Raw genomic sequence first — 15,787 nt, 5'->3', positions numbered from 1 at the left:
TCCTAGAGGGCGGCGGCGTGCGCCACGCCGGCGGGAAGGGACTGGTGCTCGCGGAAGCCGTTGCGGTTGATGAACCGGCCCGCGGCGCCGGGATCGTGGAAGCCGTCAGCGTCCAGCACCACCCGGCCGTTGGAAACCACGACGGCGGGCCAGCCGGTGAGTGCCATGCCGTCGAAGGGCGAGAAATCGGTCCCCATGTGCAGGGCGGCACCGTCCACCGTCCGTTCCTCGGCGGGGTCGAAAACCACCAGGTCGGCGTCGAATCCTTCGGCGATGCGGCCTTTGCCGGGGACCGCGTTGATACGGGCCGGGCCGGCGGCGAAGGCCTCGACGAACTGCTCCACGGAGGCTCCGGCGGACGTCATCGCGGTGAACGTGACCGGCATGCGTGTCTCCACTCCGGGCAGCCCGTGGGGCATGGCGCGGACGTCATCGGTCCGCTCGCGCTTTTGGGACAGGTCGTAGCAGGAGTGATCCGAGGACATGGTGTGGATGGCCCCGGATGCCAGCCGTTCCTTGAGCGCGGCGACGGTCTCGGCGCTGCGCATGGGCGGGCAGCAGGCGAACCATTCGGGAGTGGTTGAGGCGTAGACGGTGTCGTCCAGGGTGACGTAGTGGGGGCAGGTTTCGGAGTACGCCTGGAGCCCGCGCCCACGAGCCTCCGAGACGAGGTCCACGGACCCCGGCGTGGATTGATGGACAAAGTAGACGGGTGCGCCGGTGTATTCGGCCATGGCCAGGGTCTCCTGCACCGAGATCTCCTCGGCCAGCTCCGGCCGGGTCCGGTGCAGGTGCTCGATCCCGATCCGGCCGTCCTGGGCGTGCTGTTCGGTGCAGTCGGCGATGATGGGATCGTGTTCGGCGTGGATGTAGGCCAGGCCGTCCAGCCGGACCAGTTCCCGCATGACCTTCAGGATGGTGTCCCCGTCGGCCATGGTGGTGCCGCGGTTGGTGGTGTACATCTTCACGGAGCGGACGCCTTCGGCGGCAAGCTGCTCGAGCTGCCAGGGGATGGTTTCGTCCCAGGCGACCACTGCACCGTGGAGGGCGACGTCGCACCGGGATTCGGTGGCGAGTTCCTTCTTGTGCAGGACGGCGGCGAGCGGGGTTTCCTGGGCATCCCGGGGGATGCCGAAGTCGATGATGGTGGTGGTGCCGCCCCACAGTGCCGCGGTGGACGTGGTCCGGTAGTCGTCAAGGGTGCGGAAGCGTCCGGTGACCTGGGCGACGTGGCAGTGTCCGTCAACGCCGCCGGGGATGACGAGTTTGCCGGCGGCGTCGATGGTGCGGCCGGCGGCGGGGACCGGCTGGTCAACGTCGATGAGGGCGGCGATGCGGCCGTCCTGCACCACGATGTGGGCGTCCTGGCGGCCATGGCTGTTGACGATCGTGGCGTTGGCAATGGCAAGTTCTGGCTGGTGGGACATCGGTGTCCTCCTTGTGGGTGTGGTGGCGTCTGGCTTTAGGCGGCAGGCTGGGGCGCGCCGGCGTGCTCCTGGCGGGCCGCAAGGGCTGCGTCCAGGCTGCCGGAGAGGCCTCTTCGGTCCTTCGCCGGGGGAGGGGCGAACGCGCCGGCGCGGTGCGGTCCGGATTGCAGCCCGGCCACCGCTTCGGCCATGCGGATGCCGGCGGAGATGCCGTCAACCACCGGCACGGGGATCTGTCCCTTGAGGTCGCGGGCGAGCCCTGCCAGCGGGGCGCCGGCGAGGATGACGACGTCGGCGCCGTCCTCCGCCACGGCCTGCCGGCTGAGTGCCAGCAGGGTTTCCTTGAAGTCCTGCTGGACGGAGCCGATGCTGGTGAGGGAGTCGTTGATGGATCGGATGGAGGCCAGCCGGCCGGCGAGCCCGAAGCGTTCCACGCACTCGCGGTACCAGGGTTTGATCCGGTCCGAGATGGCGATGATGGAGAAGCGGTGGCCCTGCAGCGCCGCCGCGCAGAGTGCGGCCTCGGTGATGCCGATGACGGGGACGTCGGCCAATTCCTTCAAGGCGGGCATGCCGGGGTCGCCGAAGGCTGCCACCACGATGGCGTCAACCGGGTCCGTGCCGGGGCGGGTGTGCTCGGCGACGATTTCGGCGACGGCCCCGGCGGCGATGAGGGCTTCGAACCGGGTTTCGATGTATTCGACGCCGTGGCCGGCGGTCCGCACCAGCAGGTCGGTGCCGGGGGCGGCGGAGCGGTGCGCCTCGGATTCGATCAGGGCCGTGACGTCGGCGCTGATGTTGGGGTTGATGACCAGGAGTTTCATTTTCTCTTCCGGTGGAATTCTGGTTCGGTTTTCTGGAAGTCCTCGGGGAACTGTTCCCGGTACTTTCCGATGTGGGACGCGGATTGGGCGGCCGCGCGGTCGGGGTCTCCGCTGGCAATGGCGGCGTAGAGTTCCCGGTGTTCGCGGATCAGTTCGGGCAGGTCGCTGACGTGCCGGAACAGCCAGTGCATCCGGCCCTGCAGGGGTTCCAGGGCCGATTTGAGGAAGTTGTTGTCCGCAATCCCGGTGATGGCGTCGTGGAACTCGCTGTTGGAGCGGTGCGCTTCCATCACCGCTCCCTTGGCAAGGAAACCCTCTGCGTTGTCCAGCAGCCCCTTAAGGTAGGCGAGGTCCTCAGCGGTGGCCCGCCGCGCGGCGAGCCGGCAGGCCAGCACCTCGAGGGACTGGCGGACGTCGAAGAGGTCCTCGACATCCTTGGGGCTGAGGCTGCTTACCTCCGCCCCGCGGGCTCCGCGGTCGCTGATGAGGCCTTCCTGCCGGAGCATGCGGAGGGCTTCGCGGACCGGCAGGCGGGATACGGAGAATTCGGCGGCGAGGTCACGTTCCACCAGCCGCGTGCCGGGAGCGTAGTGTCCTTCGAAAATGCGGGTGCGGAGTGTGTCCCGGACGGTCTCGCGGAGGGGGCGGTCCTTGTCCTGGGTCTCTTCTGCGGTCAGCATGGTGCTCCATTTTCGATTTCTTGTATGGCACTGCTCCCGGCTGCGGGGGCGTGGTTTGCAGGTTTCCCTGCGAGGGCCAGCTTAGACAGGAAGCCGCTTGTTGTAGTTCAGGGTGAGGACCGATGCGCCCATGATCACCGCGGAACCCACGAAGTACAGCAGGGCCCAGGTGTAGGAGCCGGTGGCCCCGACGATCAGGCCGACGACGATGGGTGTCACGAAGCCGGAGATGTTGCCGCTGAGGTTCATGGCGCCGCCCAGGACGCCGGCATTGGTGCGTCCGCCCAGGATGGACGGGATGCTCCAGAACAGGCCCACCCAGCGCAGGAAGAACAGGACGAGCGAGAGCAGGACGACGGCGGTGGTTGAGTCCGGGACCACGGTGACGCCCACGAGGCCGGCGATCACGATGGCGCTGGAGATGCCCAGGAGGGTTCGCATCACCAGGTTTGCCGATGCACCGGACGCCCGCCATTTATCGGCAATGGTGCCGCCGATGATTTCCCCGACGAAGCCGGCGCCGAAGATGACCAGCGTGGACCAGCCGATGGTTTTCAGGTCAAAGCCCTTGGCCTGGGCCAGGTACAGCGGGCCCCAGGTCAGCAGGCCGTAGAAGACTCCGTTGAATCCCAGCCAGCCCAGGCACATGGCCCAGAAAGAACGGAACTTGAGGTAGGGGAGCAGGCCGCGCTTGCCCTTGCTGCCATCCACGGCTGCCTCGGCGTCCTCGGCGGCATGCGAGGCTTCAATGTAGGACGCTTCCGCTTCGTTGACCGCGCGGTGTTCCCGGGGGTTGTCGCGGACGTACCACCAGACGGCGAGTCCCATGAGGACGGTGGCGGCGCCGGCGATGACGAAGGACCAGCGCCAGCTGCCGGTGGTGGCAATGAGGCCGGCAATGATGATGCCGCCAAGCCCGGCACCCAGGGGTGCGCCGGCGTCCAGGATGGTGGCGCCGCGGCCGCGTTCGGACCGGTGCATCCATATGGCGTTGAGCTTGCCGCCGGCGGGCATTACGCCGGCTTCGGTCACGCCGATTCCAAGCCGGGCGATGAACATGCTCAGGAATCCGCCGGCCATGCCCGAGGCTGCCGTGGCGGCGCCCCAGCCGAGGCAGGATGCGGTCATCACCTTGCGCGGGCCGAACTTGTCGATCAGCCAGCCCACGGGAACCTGCATCAAGGCATAGGTCCAGAAGAAGGCGGACAGCAGCAGGCCCACCAGTTCGGGGGCGAGGTTGAATTCCTTTTGGATGATGGGCAAGGCCACGGAGATGGAGCCGCGGTCGATGTAGTTGACGGACACGAGGACCAGGAGCAGCAGGAAGAGCCGCCACCGGACGGAGCTGCGCCGTTGCAGGCCGTCCTTGCGGGGCGCGGTGGTGGGGGATGTGGATTCGGCGGATGGCGCCGTTGTTTCAGTGTTTGGGACGGACACAGCTTCTCCTTCACGGGGAAGTTCACGAATGGGGGAGATTCGATTTTGGGATCCCAAGTTGGGATCCCAAAAACAAAGTTAGAAGTGACTCCCGCCACTGTCAAGGGTTTGTGCCCGGCAGCTGCCCCTGGCCCCCTGCAAACGGATTGTGACTGGTGCCCGCACCGCCGGGACCGCTACAGGGAGGAGCCCGTACGGCGGTGGGACAGGGTTTCGGCCAGCTCGGCGAGCCGGTGGGCCCGCGCGGATTCGGCCGGGGTGAACGGTTCACCCGGCCGGGAGAAGGTGAGGGGCCCGTGCCAGGCCGTGGGGATCTTCAGGCGCGTCCCGTCGTCGGCCGGTGACCCGGCGTCCCGCGGCGGCACGATCTGCGCGTGCAGCAGCTCGGCCACCGCCAGGGGCAGTTCCTCCGGCGCGGCGGCGATCCGCGCCGCGAGGCTGAGCGCCTTCGTCTGTCCGTCCGCCATGGCCAGGGACGTGGTGGGCCATACGTGCGAACGGCTGCCGCCGCCGTCGTGCAGGGCTGCCAGCAGCTCGCGCTCGCCCACCTCGCCCGGGACCGCGAGGACGAATTCATCCAGGACCCCGTCCGGGGATGGGTGCACGTGCAGGCCCAGGATGTTGGCGTCCAGCCGGGCCAATGCCCGGGTCATTCTCTGCAGCGAACCGGGCTGGTCCGCCAGCAGTGTCCGTGCCCGCCACAGCGACGGGGCCGCCGCCAGTTGGCGGCGGTGCCGCAGCGCCGGCGCATGGAGCCAGCTGCGCAGGATCCTCGCCGCCGACGGTTCGGCCACCCAAATCACCAGGACTGTGGCGGTGAATGTCAGGACCAGCACCTTGGCCACGTAGGGAAGGTGGGTCTCCACTACCAGCGCGTGGACCAGCAGTTCGATGGGCAGCATTACGGCCACGTTGGCCACCGTGAGCCGCGCCTTGGGCGGTTCGGGCATCCGGCCGCAGACCTCGCAGCTCAGGTCGGCGGCGGGCGTGTTGTGCGGAGGGCGCTTCATGACTCAAGCATCACGGGGGGCTGTTTCGGCCGCGTTGCCTCCTGATTCCATTCATGGGAACGTGCCGGGCGTTCCCGGCGCCTCCACCGTAGGATTTAGCAGGAACGTCAGCGCGGCCGCCCGACACCACCCACCCCCAAGGAAGGCGCTGCCCACGTGAAGATGTTTGGCGAGATGTTCAGCATTGGTCCCGGCAACAAGGACCACCATCCTGCGCTCAGGTGCGCCGTCGGTGTGTTCGTGCCGTTGATTACCTTGGTGCTCCTGGGCCGGCTGGACCTGGCTATCTTCGCGTCCTTCGGGGCGTTCACGGGGATCTACGGCCGCGGCGAGCCGCACGCGGTCCGGTTCGCGCTGCAGTTGCGGGCCGGGCTGCTGATGCTGCTGGTGATCTTCCTGGCGGCGCTCGCGGCACGGATGGAATCCGCCTGGGGCCTTGACCGCTCCACCACCACCTGGCTCCTGGTCCTGGCCACCACCCTGGTTGCCGGGGCCTGCTCGGTGGCCATCTCCTGGCTGAGGCTTCGCCCCGCCGGTTCCCTCTTCCACATCTTCGCCTTTGCCGCCATCGCTTCCATTCCCAACCAGCCGCCGCTGGGGCAGGGGATGCTGGTGGCCGTCCTCACCACGGTGTTCGCCCTGCTCATCGGCTTCTCATCCCGGATCCTTCCCAGCCACCGCACACCCTGGACCCGGCCGGCCCCGATCCGCCGCACCCCCGCCGAGAAGCGCGCGGCCTGGCTCGAAGGCTTCGGTTACCTCGTGGCTGCCGGACTTGCCGGCTCGCTGGCCACGTGGGCCGGCAGCCGCCTGGGATTCGGCCACAACTATTGGGCCATGGTGGCAGCGGTGGTGCCCCTGGTGGGCCACAGCACGCGGCACCGGGTGCGGCGCGGCATCCAAAGGATCATCGGCACCGTCCTGGGCCTCGTGGTGCTGGCCGTCGTCCTGCTGCTCGGCCTGCAGCCCTGGCAGACGGTGCTCGTCATGGCGCTGTGCCAGTTCGGCGCGGAAATGTTCATCCTCCGCCAGTACCTGCTGGCCCAGGTGTTCGTCACGCCCCTGGCGCTGGTGTCAACACTGCTGGTGGCGCCGGCGTCGCCAACCCTTTTGCTGCGCGACCGCATCATCGAGACCGTCATTGGGGCCGCCGTCGGCATTGCCGTGGTCCTCGCCCCCGGCGCGTGGCGCCGCCCCAGGCAGGGTGCGACGCCGGCCTGACCGCCTTCCCTGCGCGGCCTCCACGCGGGCACGGTACGCTGGACTTCCCGTTGAACGGAAGGACTGGCGGTGGCAAACTCGAGCTCGGGCGACTCCGTGGTGGACCGGATTGTGCGACTGATCTCCGCCTTTCCCCAGGACGTGGGTGCCCTGCGGTTGTCTGAGCTCGCGGAGCGGGCAGGCCTTCCGCTGACCACCACGCACCGGCTGGTGGGGCAGCTGGCAGGGCACGGACTGCTGGAGACCGCGCCGGGTGGAACGGTCCGGCCCGGGCTCCGGCTCTGGGAACTGGTCAACCGCGCCTCACCCGCGCTGGCGCTCCGGCAGGCCGCCATGCCGTTCATGGAGGACATCCAGCAGGTGCTGAACCAGAACGTCAACCTGGCCGTGCTCGATGGCTGGGAGGCCCTCTTCGTGGAGCGCCTGTCACGGCGCGGCTCGGTGGCCAACCGGGCCCAGGTGGCAGGGAGGATGCCCATCCACATTTCATCCGCCGGGCTGGCGTTGATGGCCCACCAGGACCAGGCCCTGCAGGCCAGGTACCTCGCGGGGTTCGTCGACCCGGACGGCAAACTTTCCCCGGACGGCGTCCGGGCGCTGCTGGCCGAAACCTCCCGCCAGGGCTTCGCGCAGTTGAAGGGCGTGGTGGACCCGGACACCTGGGGAATCGCGGTTCCGGTCCTCGACCGCCGGAAGCGGGCGGTGGCGTCGCTGGGCGTGGTGGTGCCCCTGCAGGAGATGCGCCTCCAGGCACTGGTTCCGGCGCTGCAGACGGCTGCCCGGGGCATCGCGCGCGGCCTGGCCGGGGCCTGACTCGCACCGCCTTTCTGTTGAACGGAATTGCTGTAACGCCAGTCACCCCTGCGGGGCCACACTGAATGCCAGGCAACCACTCCGGCCCCACCCGGGCCCCGCAACGAAGCGAGACGCAGTCATGGCACGAAAGATCATCACCACGCAGGTAGCCATCATGGGCGGCGGGCCGGCCGGCCTCATGCTCTCCCACCTGCTGGCCACGGCGGGAATCGAGTCCACGGTGGTAGAGGTGCGCAGCCACGACGAAATCTCGCACACCGTCCGGGCCGGCATCCTGGAGCACGGCACGGTAAATCTCCTGGTGGACAGCGGGGTCTCGGACCGGGTGTTGCGCGAGGGGGACCGGCACGACGGCATCGAGCTCCGGTTCAACGGCGAGAGCCACCGCGTCGATTTCAAGGACCTGGTGGGGGAGTCGGTGTGGCTCTACCCGCAGACGGACGTGTTCCTGGACCTGGCAGCGCGCAGGAAGCACGACGGCGGCGACGTCCGCTACAGCGTCAGCGACACCTCGGTCCATGACCTGGAGGGCAGGCCGAAGGTCTGGTTCACCGATGCCGAGGGGGTGGAGTTCGAGATCCAGGCGGACTTCCTGGTGGGGGCGGACGGCTCGCGCAGCCACTGCCGCTTCCAGATCCCGGAGGCGCACCGCAAGTGGTACTTCCACGAATACCCCTTCGCCTGGTTCGGGATCCTGGCCGAAGCCCCACGCAGTTCTGACGAGCTGATCTACGCCAACTCCGCCAACGGCTTCGCCCTGATCAGCCAGCGCACCGAGACCGTCCAGCGGATGTACTTCCAGTGCGATCCCAAGGAAAACGTGGCGGAGTGGGATGACGAACGGATCTGGGCCGAATTCCGCGGCAGGGTCAACGGCAACGGGTTCGAGCTCACGGAGGGCCCGGTCCTGGAGAAGATGGTGCTGCCGTTCCGCAGCTTCGTCCACACTCCCATGCGCCACGGCAACCTGTTCCTCGCCGGGGATGCCGCACACACGGTGCCGCCCACCGGCGCCAAGGGCCTTAATCTGGCCATCAATGACGTCAAGGTCCTCTTCGAGGGGCTGGACAGCCACTACAACTCCGGATCGGGACACCTGCTGGACACGTACAGCGACCGCGCCCTGGACCGGGTGTGGAAGGCGCAGCAGTTCTCGTACTGGATGACCACCATGCTGCACACCCCCGCGGACGCTGACGACTTCTCCCGCGCCCGCCAGCTTGGCGAACTGAATTCCGTGGTTTCATCCCGGCACGGCATGGCCTACCTTGCCGAGGCGTACACCGGCTGGCCCGCCGCGTCCTAGGGGCACGGGAGGACGACGACGGACTGCCGGGTCCGCTTTACGGGGCCAGCAAGCGGCGGATCGCCGCTGCGGTTGCGGCGGGGTCGGGCTGCTGGTCCCGGCGGACGGTGAGCAGGTGCAGCAACAAGCCGTCGGCGTAATCGGCGACGTCCCGCGCCCGCCCTGCCGCGCCCGCTACTCCCAAATGTTCCAGGGCTTGCTCCAACCCGCCCACCAGCAGGTAGTGGCCGGCGGTCACCGCCTCGGGCCGGTCCAGCGAAAGGGCCAGCCGCGCCCGCGTGAGGCCGGCGTGCTGCCGGGCCAGGGCGAGCACCATGGCGGCCAGCTGGTCCGCCAGTTCCGGAATACCCGGCGGCGGTCCGGCGGGACCGGCCTCGCGCAGCAGTCCGGCATCAAGCTGCAGGAGGCGGTCCAGCGCGGCCTCCACGAGGGCTGCCCGGCTCCGGAAGTAGTTGGACGTGGTGCCTTCCGGAAGTCCGGCGGCGGCGTCGACGGCGCGGTGGGTCAGGCCTTTCATTCCCTTGTCCGCCACCACCCCCAGGGCGGCGTCCATCAGTTCCGTGCGGCGGTCAGGCATGCGCCCAGTGTAAGTGCCTCTTCCACGCCACTACAAAAGTAGTAGAATTGCCTGCATGGAAGCGATCTCGATCGTGGGCGGCGGCATCGCTGGCCTGGCCCTGGCGGCCTGCCTGGACCCTTCCCGTTACGAAGTGTCGATCTTCGAAAAGCGCCCCGAACTCCCCGCGGTGGGCACCGTGCTTGCCATGTGGCCCAACGCGCAGCGTGCGCTGGCGCGGGTGGGTGTCCTGGCCCGGGCGCGCGCGGTGAGCCCGGTACTGGGAAACGGATCCATCCGCAATGCCGCCGGCAAGCCCTGGGTTACCGTCCGCGGCGGGGAGTTGTTCGGAATTTCCCGGGTGGACCTGTTGCGGCTGCTGGACGGGGCCGTGCCCGGAACCGTCCGCAGGGTGGCTGCCCATGTTCGGCAATTGCCTCCGGGGGACGGGCTGCTGGTAGGGGCCGACGGGGTGCACAGCGTGGTCCGCCGCGAAGTGTGGGGTACAGCAACGGATGCCAGGCTGACTTCCGCCATCGCTGTCCGCGGTACTATTCCTTCCCCGGTCGAAACCGGCGCGGTGGGGGAGTACTGGGGACGGGGAGACCTCTTCGGCATTGCCGCCGCCCCGGGCGGAACCAACTGGTACGGGAGCTGGCGGTCCACGCTCGGCCCCACGGGAATAGACGTGGAAGAAGCGCTCACGCAGGCGCGGCGGCGCTTCGCGGGCCACGCTCCCGCCATCCGGCAGGTGCTGGCCACCGCGCGTCCGGAGCTTTCCCTGGCCCAAAGGATCTGGACTGTGCCTCCGTTGCGGTCCTATGTCCGCGCTGCGGCGGTGCTGGTGGGGGACGCGGCGCATGCCATGACGCCCAACCTCGGCCGGGGCGCCTGTGAATCGCTGGTGGATGCCGTGGTCCTGGCGGATCTGCTGAACAGCCTGCCGCGGGACAAGGCGCTCGCCGACTACGACCGACAGCGCCGGCTGCGTACCCGCGCCCTCAGTGTGGGGTCCGCGGCGATGATGCGGGTTTCCCTTGCTGAACGTGGCCAGCCGCTGCGTGACGGACTCCTCAACCTCGCCGCTTCGCTCAGTCCTGCTGCAGCGTATCCGTCAGGTGGTGGGTGGGGATCCGGTCCCGGTCGTAAGTGATCTCCGTGTAACCGTGCGGTTCGGGTTTGCCGGCGGCGTTCAGGTTCACGAAGACGATCTCTTCAATGGTGAGGATGCTTTGCCTGGTGATCATGTTGCGGACCTCGGCCCGCATGGTCAGCGAGGTCCGGCCAAACCGGGTGGCCGTGAGGCCCATTTCGATGAGGTCTCCCTGCACTGCGGAGCTGACAAAGTTGATCTCTGAGATGTATTTGGTGACGGCTCGGCCGTTTCCCAGCTGGAGGATCGCATAGATCGCGGCTTCTTCGTCGATCCACTTCAGCAGGCTCCCACCAAAGAGCGTCCCGTTGGCGTTGAGGTCCTCGGGCCTGACCCATTTGCGGGTGCGGAACGTGATGTCTGCTGTTTCCATAGGCTGAGGTTAGCCGAACGCGCTGCGGGCGCCCCCACTGTGACGGGCCCGCGGTGCCCGTCCGTTCCTAAGCCATGGCCGTGTGGGCGGCGCTGCGGGCGTTGATGCTCTTGGCGTAGCAATAGGAGTGCTGCACCCCGATATATGGCCCGAAATTCGGAATCGCGTCAAAGCCGGAGTTTTCGTAGAAATTCCTGCCGTCGGGCTGGGCGGATCCGGCTTCCGCCTTGATGCGAGTGATGCCCTGCTTGAAGGCCTCCGCTTCGAGTGCTGCCAGGATGGAGCTGGCGACGCCTGAACCACGGGTGTAGGGCAGCACGTAGAGCCGTTTGATCTCCGCCGTCGCCCCGTCCAGGAGCCGCAGCCCGCCGCAGCCCACGGGCTGGCCCGAGCCTTTGTCATACGCCACCAGGAAGACAGCGCAGTCGGCGCCCGACGGCGGCGGGCCGGGTTCGTGGTCGGGCCGGCCAAAGCGGGCGTCGAGTTCGGCCTGCTGCGCGCGGCGGAGATCGGCGCCCACGGGGTTGGACCAGGACACCTGCCTGATGTTCAGCCTGGGGTTTGTCTGCATATCTGCCTCGATTCGCCGGAGGGGTATGCCTGACAAGGCTAGGTGCCGGGGATTACGCGGGTGTTTCCTGGCGGTAAGCACCTGGATAACGCCGGTCCGCCGCTTGCAGGTAAGTTGCTTGGCAGGCTAGTTATCAGTTGGTCTAGAATGATTTTATGGTTTCTACGGGCAACGAGGGCTCCGGCTACTGGTATGGACCTGACGGGCAGCTGGACTACAGTGCCGCCGTGTTGAAGTCGCTCCGCGACTACCGGTCGGCTGAGACGGAAATACGCCGCACCACAAGGGACTCCATGGGCATGGGCGAAACCGACATCCTCGCCCTGCGGTACCTGCTGCGGGTGCAGGCAGCCGGCAAGAAAGTGGTCCCCAAGGACCTGAGCCAGTTCCTCAATATTACTAGCGCTTCCACCACGTCGTTGATCGACCGGCTGGTCGCCAGCGGCCATGTCCGGCGTGAAGCCCATCCCACTGACCGGCGCTCCGTGGTGGTCATCGCCACGGGGGAGTCGGACAAGGAAGTCCGCGAAACGCTGGGGGCCATGCATCGCCGGATGATGTCCGTCGCGGAAAGCCTTTCTGCCGAGGAAGCGCGCGTCGTGGTCGAGTTCCTGCAGCGGATGACGGAGGCCCTCGCTTCGCATGACGGGGAAAAGAAAAAGATTAGCTAGGCGGACTAGCTAGATCAACTAGTTATATGTAAGCTTACGATTGTTCCCCGATGCTGCTTCCCAACGGAGTCGTGAGTGAGTTGGTTACTTTCACCGAAGTTTCACCGCCTGATCCCCGCGACGATGCGGCCGTCCTGACCAGTTTCCACGTGATGCGACCGTCCCTGGCCGGCAATTCCGCGCCGCAGGGAAAGTCCGCGGTCCACTGTGGGACGGCAATGCAGTTGGTCACTCCCGCTGTGGGACCCGAGGGCGCCAGCTACACCTTCGCGCCCGTCCGCGGCGAAGGCATTGAACTTCCGCCCGTGTGGCGTTGCGGCTGCGGATTCCAACTCGATGCGTGGCCTGCCAGCGGTGCCCACAAACGAACAGCGGGTGCTTCCCGCCAGGGATCCTCCTCAACTGTCCTCCCGGCATGACCGCCGTCGGGACGGTGATGCCCGCGGCAGCCCAGCATCCCCCCGGTCCGGCCGCAGGCGTGGTGTTGGCCGGCCGGTACCGGCTGGGCGAACGCCTGGGCCGCGGATCCGCCGCCCAGGTCTTCCGTGCCGTTGACTTGGACGGCGGCCCCGATGCCGCCGTCAAGATCGCCACCGCCGGCCACCGGAAGCACCAGCAGCGGATCCATAACGAAGCGGCAGTCCTGGCCGGGCTTGACCACCCCTCCATCGTGAGGTTTATTGCCGGCGGCGTCATGCCTGCGGGCGGGCCCTCCGCCGGGCATGCCTTCCTGATCGAAGAACTGGCCCTCGGGACAAGCCTCGCGGAGGCCATTCGGATGCAGAGCCTGCCCCCGGCAGATATTGCCGTGTGGGCGCGCGGCTTCTTCGGTGCGCTGGCGCACCTTCATTCCAGGGGCCTGGTGCACCGGGACATCAAGCCGGCCAACCTGATGCTGAGCGGCCTGCGGAGGAGCCCGGTCCGCATTATCGATTTCGGAATTGCTGCGGCTGCAGGGTCTGCCCCCGAACCGGGGATCTCCTCGGGAACAGTGCATTACATGAGTCCCGAGCAGGCCTCCGGCCAGGTGGCGGACCCGTCGTGGGATGTTTATGCCATGGGCCTGGTCCTCCTGGAGCTCCTCACCGGGACCAAAGCGTTCCCGGGGACGGCGATCGAATCGCTCGTGGCCCGGACCCTGAGGTCCCCGAAGGTCCCGGACCACCTGGGCGACTGGGCCGTCCTGTTGCGCGCCCTGACCGCGATGGACGCCAGCGAGAGGCCGACGTCGGCGGACGCCGCCGCGATGGCGGCGCAGCTGGTCCCGGCGGTTCCGCGGGGCAACCAGGGCAACCCGTGCAGGACGCGGCGGATCTTCCCCGGCCGGCGGCACCGGCAGCAGCTCTAGGGAGCCGTGACGTCCCGGCCGGTCGGATCCTCTGCGGTCGGGTCGGCCAAGGCAAGGCCGCCTACCGGGCTGCCATCCCAGTGGATCAGGTGCCACCCGCCGTCCAGACTGCCTTCGACCGCCACGATTCCGGTGTTCGCCAGGATGTGCCGGGCCGCAAACTCGTGGCCTGCACCCCGGGCCCGCAGGCCGGCCCAGGTACGGATGGCGGCGCCGTGGCTGACCACGGCCGCCGTGCCGTGCTGTGCCCGCACCGCCCGCTCCACCACGTTCGCGATCGCAGCGTCGAAGCGGTCGAAGAAGGCGTGGCCGTCGGGTCCCCCCGGCATGCGCTGGTCCAGGTTCCCTGCGGCCCAGGAGATAACGGTCCCCATGTAGCGCTTGTGGGATTCGTGGTCCGTGAGCTTCTCCAGGGAGCCGGCCTCGATTTCATGCAGCCCATCGAGGACCTTGATATCCAGGGAGTGCAGCCGGGCCAGCGGGGCGGCGGTGATCTGCGTCCGGATCAGCGTGGAGGCGTAGAGTGCCCCGATGCGCTCGTTGGACAGCGCCCGTGCCATGGCCTCGGCCTGTCGTTCACCCAGCTCGGTCAACCCGGGACCGGGATGGTCGGTGTCCAGTTGGCCCAGGACATTGCCGGGGGTTTCGCCATGGCGGATCAGGAGCAACTTCATGGTTCCAGTTTCCCACCCGATCGGACACCGGTTCACGCACCGCAGCGGCAGCCCGGCACGCAAGCCGGGATACGACGACGGCGCCGGACCCTCCCAGGCCCGTCGCCGCCGTCGTACGCTCCTGCCCTGCTGCGGGCTTTACTTCAGGTGGTCCACCAGCTGGTCAGCGATGCCCGTGTACTTGCCCGGCGTGAGGGCCAAGAGCCGGGCTTCGGCCTCGGGGGACAGGCCCAGGCCCTGCACGAATTCCTGCATGCGGGCGGCGTCCACGCGGTGGCCGCGGGTGAGGTCCTTCAGCCGTTCGTACGGGTTCTCCATGCCTTCGACACCGGCGATCGCCTCGGCGCGCATGACCATCTGGATGGCCTCGCCCAGGACTTCCCAGTTGGTGTCCAGGTCGCCTGCCAGCACGTCCTCGGCAACGTCCAGGCGCTCCAGCCCCTTGGCAACGTTCGAGATGGCGAGCAGGGAATGGCCGAAAGCGACGCCGATGTTGCGCTGGCTGGAGGAGTCGGTGAGGTCGCGCTGCCAGCGGGAGGTGACCAGGGTGGAACCCAGGACGTCCAGCAGGCCGGAGGAGATCTCCAGGTTGGCCTCGGCGTTTTCGAACCGGATGGGGTTGACCTTGTGCGGCATGGTGGAGGAGCCCGTGGCGCCGGCAACGGGGATCTGCGCGAAGTAGCCGATGGAGATGTAGCTCCAGATATCGGTGCAGACGTTGTGCAGGATCCGGTTGAAGCGGGCGACGTCGGCGTACAGCTCGGCTTGCCAGTCGTGGCTTTCGATCTGGGTGGTCAGGGGGTTCCAGGTGAGGCCCAGCCCCTCAACGAACGACTTGGACACCTCCTGCCAGTCAGCACCCGGGACGGAGGCCACATGGGCGGCATAGGTACCGGTGGCGCCATTGATCTTGCCCAGGTATTCGGTCCGGGCGATGCGGTCCAGCTGGCGCCCCAGGCGGTGCGCGATGACGGCCAGTTCCTTGCCCAGGGTGGTGGGGGTGGCAGGCTGGCCGTGCGTGCGTGACAGCATGGGAACTGCGCGGTTTTCCTCTGCCATCGTGCTGATCTGCGCCACGAGCTTGCGGGCGGCAGGCAGCCACACGTCCTCCACAGCTCCCTTGACGCCGAGGGCGTAGGACAGGTTGTTGATGTCCTCCGAGGTACAGCCGAAGTGGACCATGGCGGTCAGGTTTTCGATGCCGATGGCGGGCAGGCGGCGCCCGATGTAGTACTCCACAGCCTTCACGTCGTGGACCGTGACGGCCTCGATCTCTGCGAGCTCGGCCACGGAGGCGGCGTCGAACTCAGTGACGACAGCGCGGAGCTGGTCCTGCTGTTCCGTGCTCAGCGGGCCGGCGCCTGGAAGGACGTTGTTGCTGGTCAGGTGGATGAGCCATTCCACTTCTACGGCCACGCGGTCCCGGTTCAGTGCAGCCTCGGACAGGTAATCGACCAGGGGCGCGACGGCGGGCTGGTAGCGGCCGTCGAGGGGTCCGAGCGCGATTTTTTCCGGCGACGTGGCGAGGGCCAGGCGTCCTGAGGGCGTACGGGTGTCAGCTGTGGCGGCAGTTTCAGGCATGTGCTGATTCTTTCACGAAGTCGGGCAGCGCCTTAAGCGGGCAGCGCACGTTACTTCTCCACATAGCCGACGGCGGCCCTTACCCGCCGCGTCCGGTGTCCCTACCGTTGGGATGGCAGGTGGTGGGGCGCGGGTATCA

Annotated in this window: 17 protein-coding genes; 7 read left to right on the top strand and 10 right to left on the bottom strand. The window is 67.8% G+C overall.

Annotated features, from left to right (window positions below):
- Positions 1–2: 2 nt before the first annotated feature.
- The 5 genes from ACFVVC_RS11410 to ACFVVC_RS11390 all read right to left on the bottom strand — a co-directional run bounded on the left by ACFVVC_RS11410 (position 3) and on the right by ACFVVC_RS11390 (position 5,378).
- On the bottom strand, positions 3–1,427 hold the full coding sequence (locus ACFVVC_RS11410) for an amidohydrolase family protein (RefSeq protein WP_387452873.1): 1,425 nt from the start codon (positions 1,425–1,427) through the stop codon (positions 3–5).
- A 35-nt stretch (positions 1,428–1,462) separates the two neighbouring features.
- The gene (locus tag ACFVVC_RS11405; protein ID WP_387452870.1) at positions 1,463–2,251 is read right to left on the bottom strand and encodes an aspartate/glutamate racemase family protein; all 789 of its coding nucleotides are present in this window, start codon (positions 2,249–2,251) and stop codon (positions 1,463–1,465) included.
- A complete protein-coding gene (locus tag ACFVVC_RS11400; RefSeq protein WP_387452867.1) occupies positions 2,248–2,931 on the bottom strand; it encodes a GntR family transcriptional regulator in 684 nt (227 codons plus the stop codon). The genes ACFVVC_RS11405 and ACFVVC_RS11400 overlap by 4 nt, the downstream gene beginning before the upstream one ends.
- Before the next feature lie 81 nt (positions 2,932–3,012).
- Positions 3,013–4,368 carry an MFS transporter gene (locus ACFVVC_RS11395; protein WP_387452864.1) on the bottom strand — a complete coding sequence of 452 codons (1,356 nt, stop codon included), beginning with the start codon at positions 4,366–4,368 and terminating at the stop codon, positions 3,013–3,015.
- A gap of 176 nt (positions 4,369–4,544) precedes the next feature.
- Positions 4,545–5,378, bottom strand: a complete 834-nt coding sequence (locus tag ACFVVC_RS11390) for an ACT domain-containing protein (protein ID WP_387452861.1) — start codon at positions 5,376–5,378, stop codon at positions 4,545–4,547.
- 156 nt (positions 5,379–5,534) lie between these two features.
- On the opposite strand from ACFVVC_RS11390, the gene ACFVVC_RS11385 reads away from it, so the two are divergent.
- From ACFVVC_RS11385 to ACFVVC_RS11375, 3 genes are all read left to right on the top strand, one after another.
- Positions 5,535–6,599 (top strand): FUSC family protein, encoded by a 1,065-nt coding sequence (locus ACFVVC_RS11385; RefSeq protein ID WP_387452858.1) that lies wholly within the window; start codon positions 5,535–5,537, stop codon positions 6,597–6,599.
- A 69-nt stretch (positions 6,600–6,668) separates the two neighbouring features.
- Complete coding sequence (locus tag ACFVVC_RS11380) at positions 6,669–7,412, top strand: IclR family transcriptional regulator (protein ID WP_387452855.1); 744 nt, start codon at positions 6,669–6,671, stop codon at positions 7,410–7,412.
- Positions 7,413–7,533: 121 nt separating this feature from the next.
- Positions 7,534–8,721, top strand: coding sequence for a 4-hydroxybenzoate 3-monooxygenase (locus ACFVVC_RS11375; RefSeq protein ID WP_387452852.1), 1,188 nt, complete (start codon positions 7,534–7,536; stop codon positions 8,719–8,721).
- A gap of 37 nt (positions 8,722–8,758) precedes the next feature.
- Here ACFVVC_RS11375 and ACFVVC_RS11370 read toward each other — a convergent pair whose 3' ends face one another.
- On the bottom strand, positions 8,759–9,298 hold the full coding sequence (locus tag ACFVVC_RS11370; protein WP_387452849.1) for a TetR/AcrR family transcriptional regulator: 540 nt from the start codon (positions 9,296–9,298) through the stop codon (positions 8,759–8,761).
- A gap of 55 nt (positions 9,299–9,353) precedes the next feature.
- On the opposite strand from ACFVVC_RS11370, the gene ACFVVC_RS11365 reads away from it, so the two are divergent.
- Positions 9,354–10,430 carry an FAD-dependent monooxygenase gene (locus ACFVVC_RS11365; protein ID WP_387452846.1) on the top strand — a complete coding sequence of 359 codons (1,077 nt, stop codon included), beginning with the start codon at positions 9,354–9,356 and terminating at the stop codon, positions 10,428–10,430.
- Here the strand turns inward: ACFVVC_RS11365 and ACFVVC_RS11360 are convergent.
- Positions 10,369–10,803, bottom strand: a complete 435-nt coding sequence (locus ACFVVC_RS11360) for an acyl-CoA thioesterase (RefSeq protein WP_387452843.1) — start codon at positions 10,801–10,803, stop codon at positions 10,369–10,371. The genes ACFVVC_RS11365 and ACFVVC_RS11360 overlap by 62 nt on opposite strands.
- Positions 10,804–10,870: 67 nt before the next feature.
- Entirely contained in the window at positions 10,871–11,374 is a 504-nt protein-coding gene (locus ACFVVC_RS11355) for a GNAT family N-acetyltransferase (protein ID WP_387452840.1), read from the bottom strand.
- Between the two features lie 155 nt (positions 11,375–11,529).
- Here ACFVVC_RS11355 and ACFVVC_RS11350 point away from each other — a divergent pair, with 155 nt between their 5' ends.
- From ACFVVC_RS11350 to ACFVVC_RS11340, 3 genes are all read left to right on the top strand, one after another.
- Positions 11,530–12,045 carry a MarR family winged helix-turn-helix transcriptional regulator gene (locus tag ACFVVC_RS11350; RefSeq protein WP_387452837.1) on the top strand — a complete coding sequence of 172 codons (516 nt, stop codon included), beginning with the start codon at positions 11,530–11,532 and terminating at the stop codon, positions 12,043–12,045.
- 71 nt (positions 12,046–12,116) lie between these two features.
- A complete protein-coding gene (locus ACFVVC_RS11345; protein WP_387452834.1) occupies positions 12,117–12,464 on the top strand; it encodes a hypothetical protein in 348 nt (115 codons plus the stop codon).
- The gene (locus tag ACFVVC_RS11340) at positions 12,461–13,393 is read left to right on the top strand and encodes a serine/threonine-protein kinase (RefSeq protein WP_387452831.1); all 933 of its coding nucleotides are present in this window, start codon (positions 12,461–12,463) and stop codon (positions 13,391–13,393) included. The genes ACFVVC_RS11345 and ACFVVC_RS11340 overlap by 4 nt, the downstream gene beginning before the upstream one ends.
- Here the strand turns inward: ACFVVC_RS11340 and ACFVVC_RS11335 are convergent.
- Together ACFVVC_RS11335 and purB are read right to left on the bottom strand one after the other, a co-directional pair.
- Entirely contained in the window at positions 13,390–14,067 is a 678-nt protein-coding gene (locus ACFVVC_RS11335; RefSeq protein WP_387452828.1) for a histidine phosphatase family protein, read from the bottom strand. The genes ACFVVC_RS11340 and ACFVVC_RS11335 overlap by 4 nt on opposite strands.
- A 138-nt stretch (positions 14,068–14,205) precedes the next feature.
- Positions 14,206–15,648, bottom strand: coding sequence for an adenylosuccinate lyase (gene purB, locus ACFVVC_RS11330; RefSeq protein WP_387452825.1), 1,443 nt, complete (start codon positions 15,646–15,648; stop codon positions 14,206–14,208).
- Positions 15,649–15,787 lie beyond the last annotated feature (139 nt).

The sequence above is a fragment of the Pseudarthrobacter sp. NPDC058196 genome, from assembly GCF_042882685.1.
Lineage (GTDB): Bacteria > Actinomycetota > Actinomycetes > Actinomycetales > Micrococcaceae > Arthrobacter.
The sequence above is the reverse complement of the archived record's forward strand: the minus strand, read 5'-3'. Positions and strand labels throughout refer to the sequence as shown.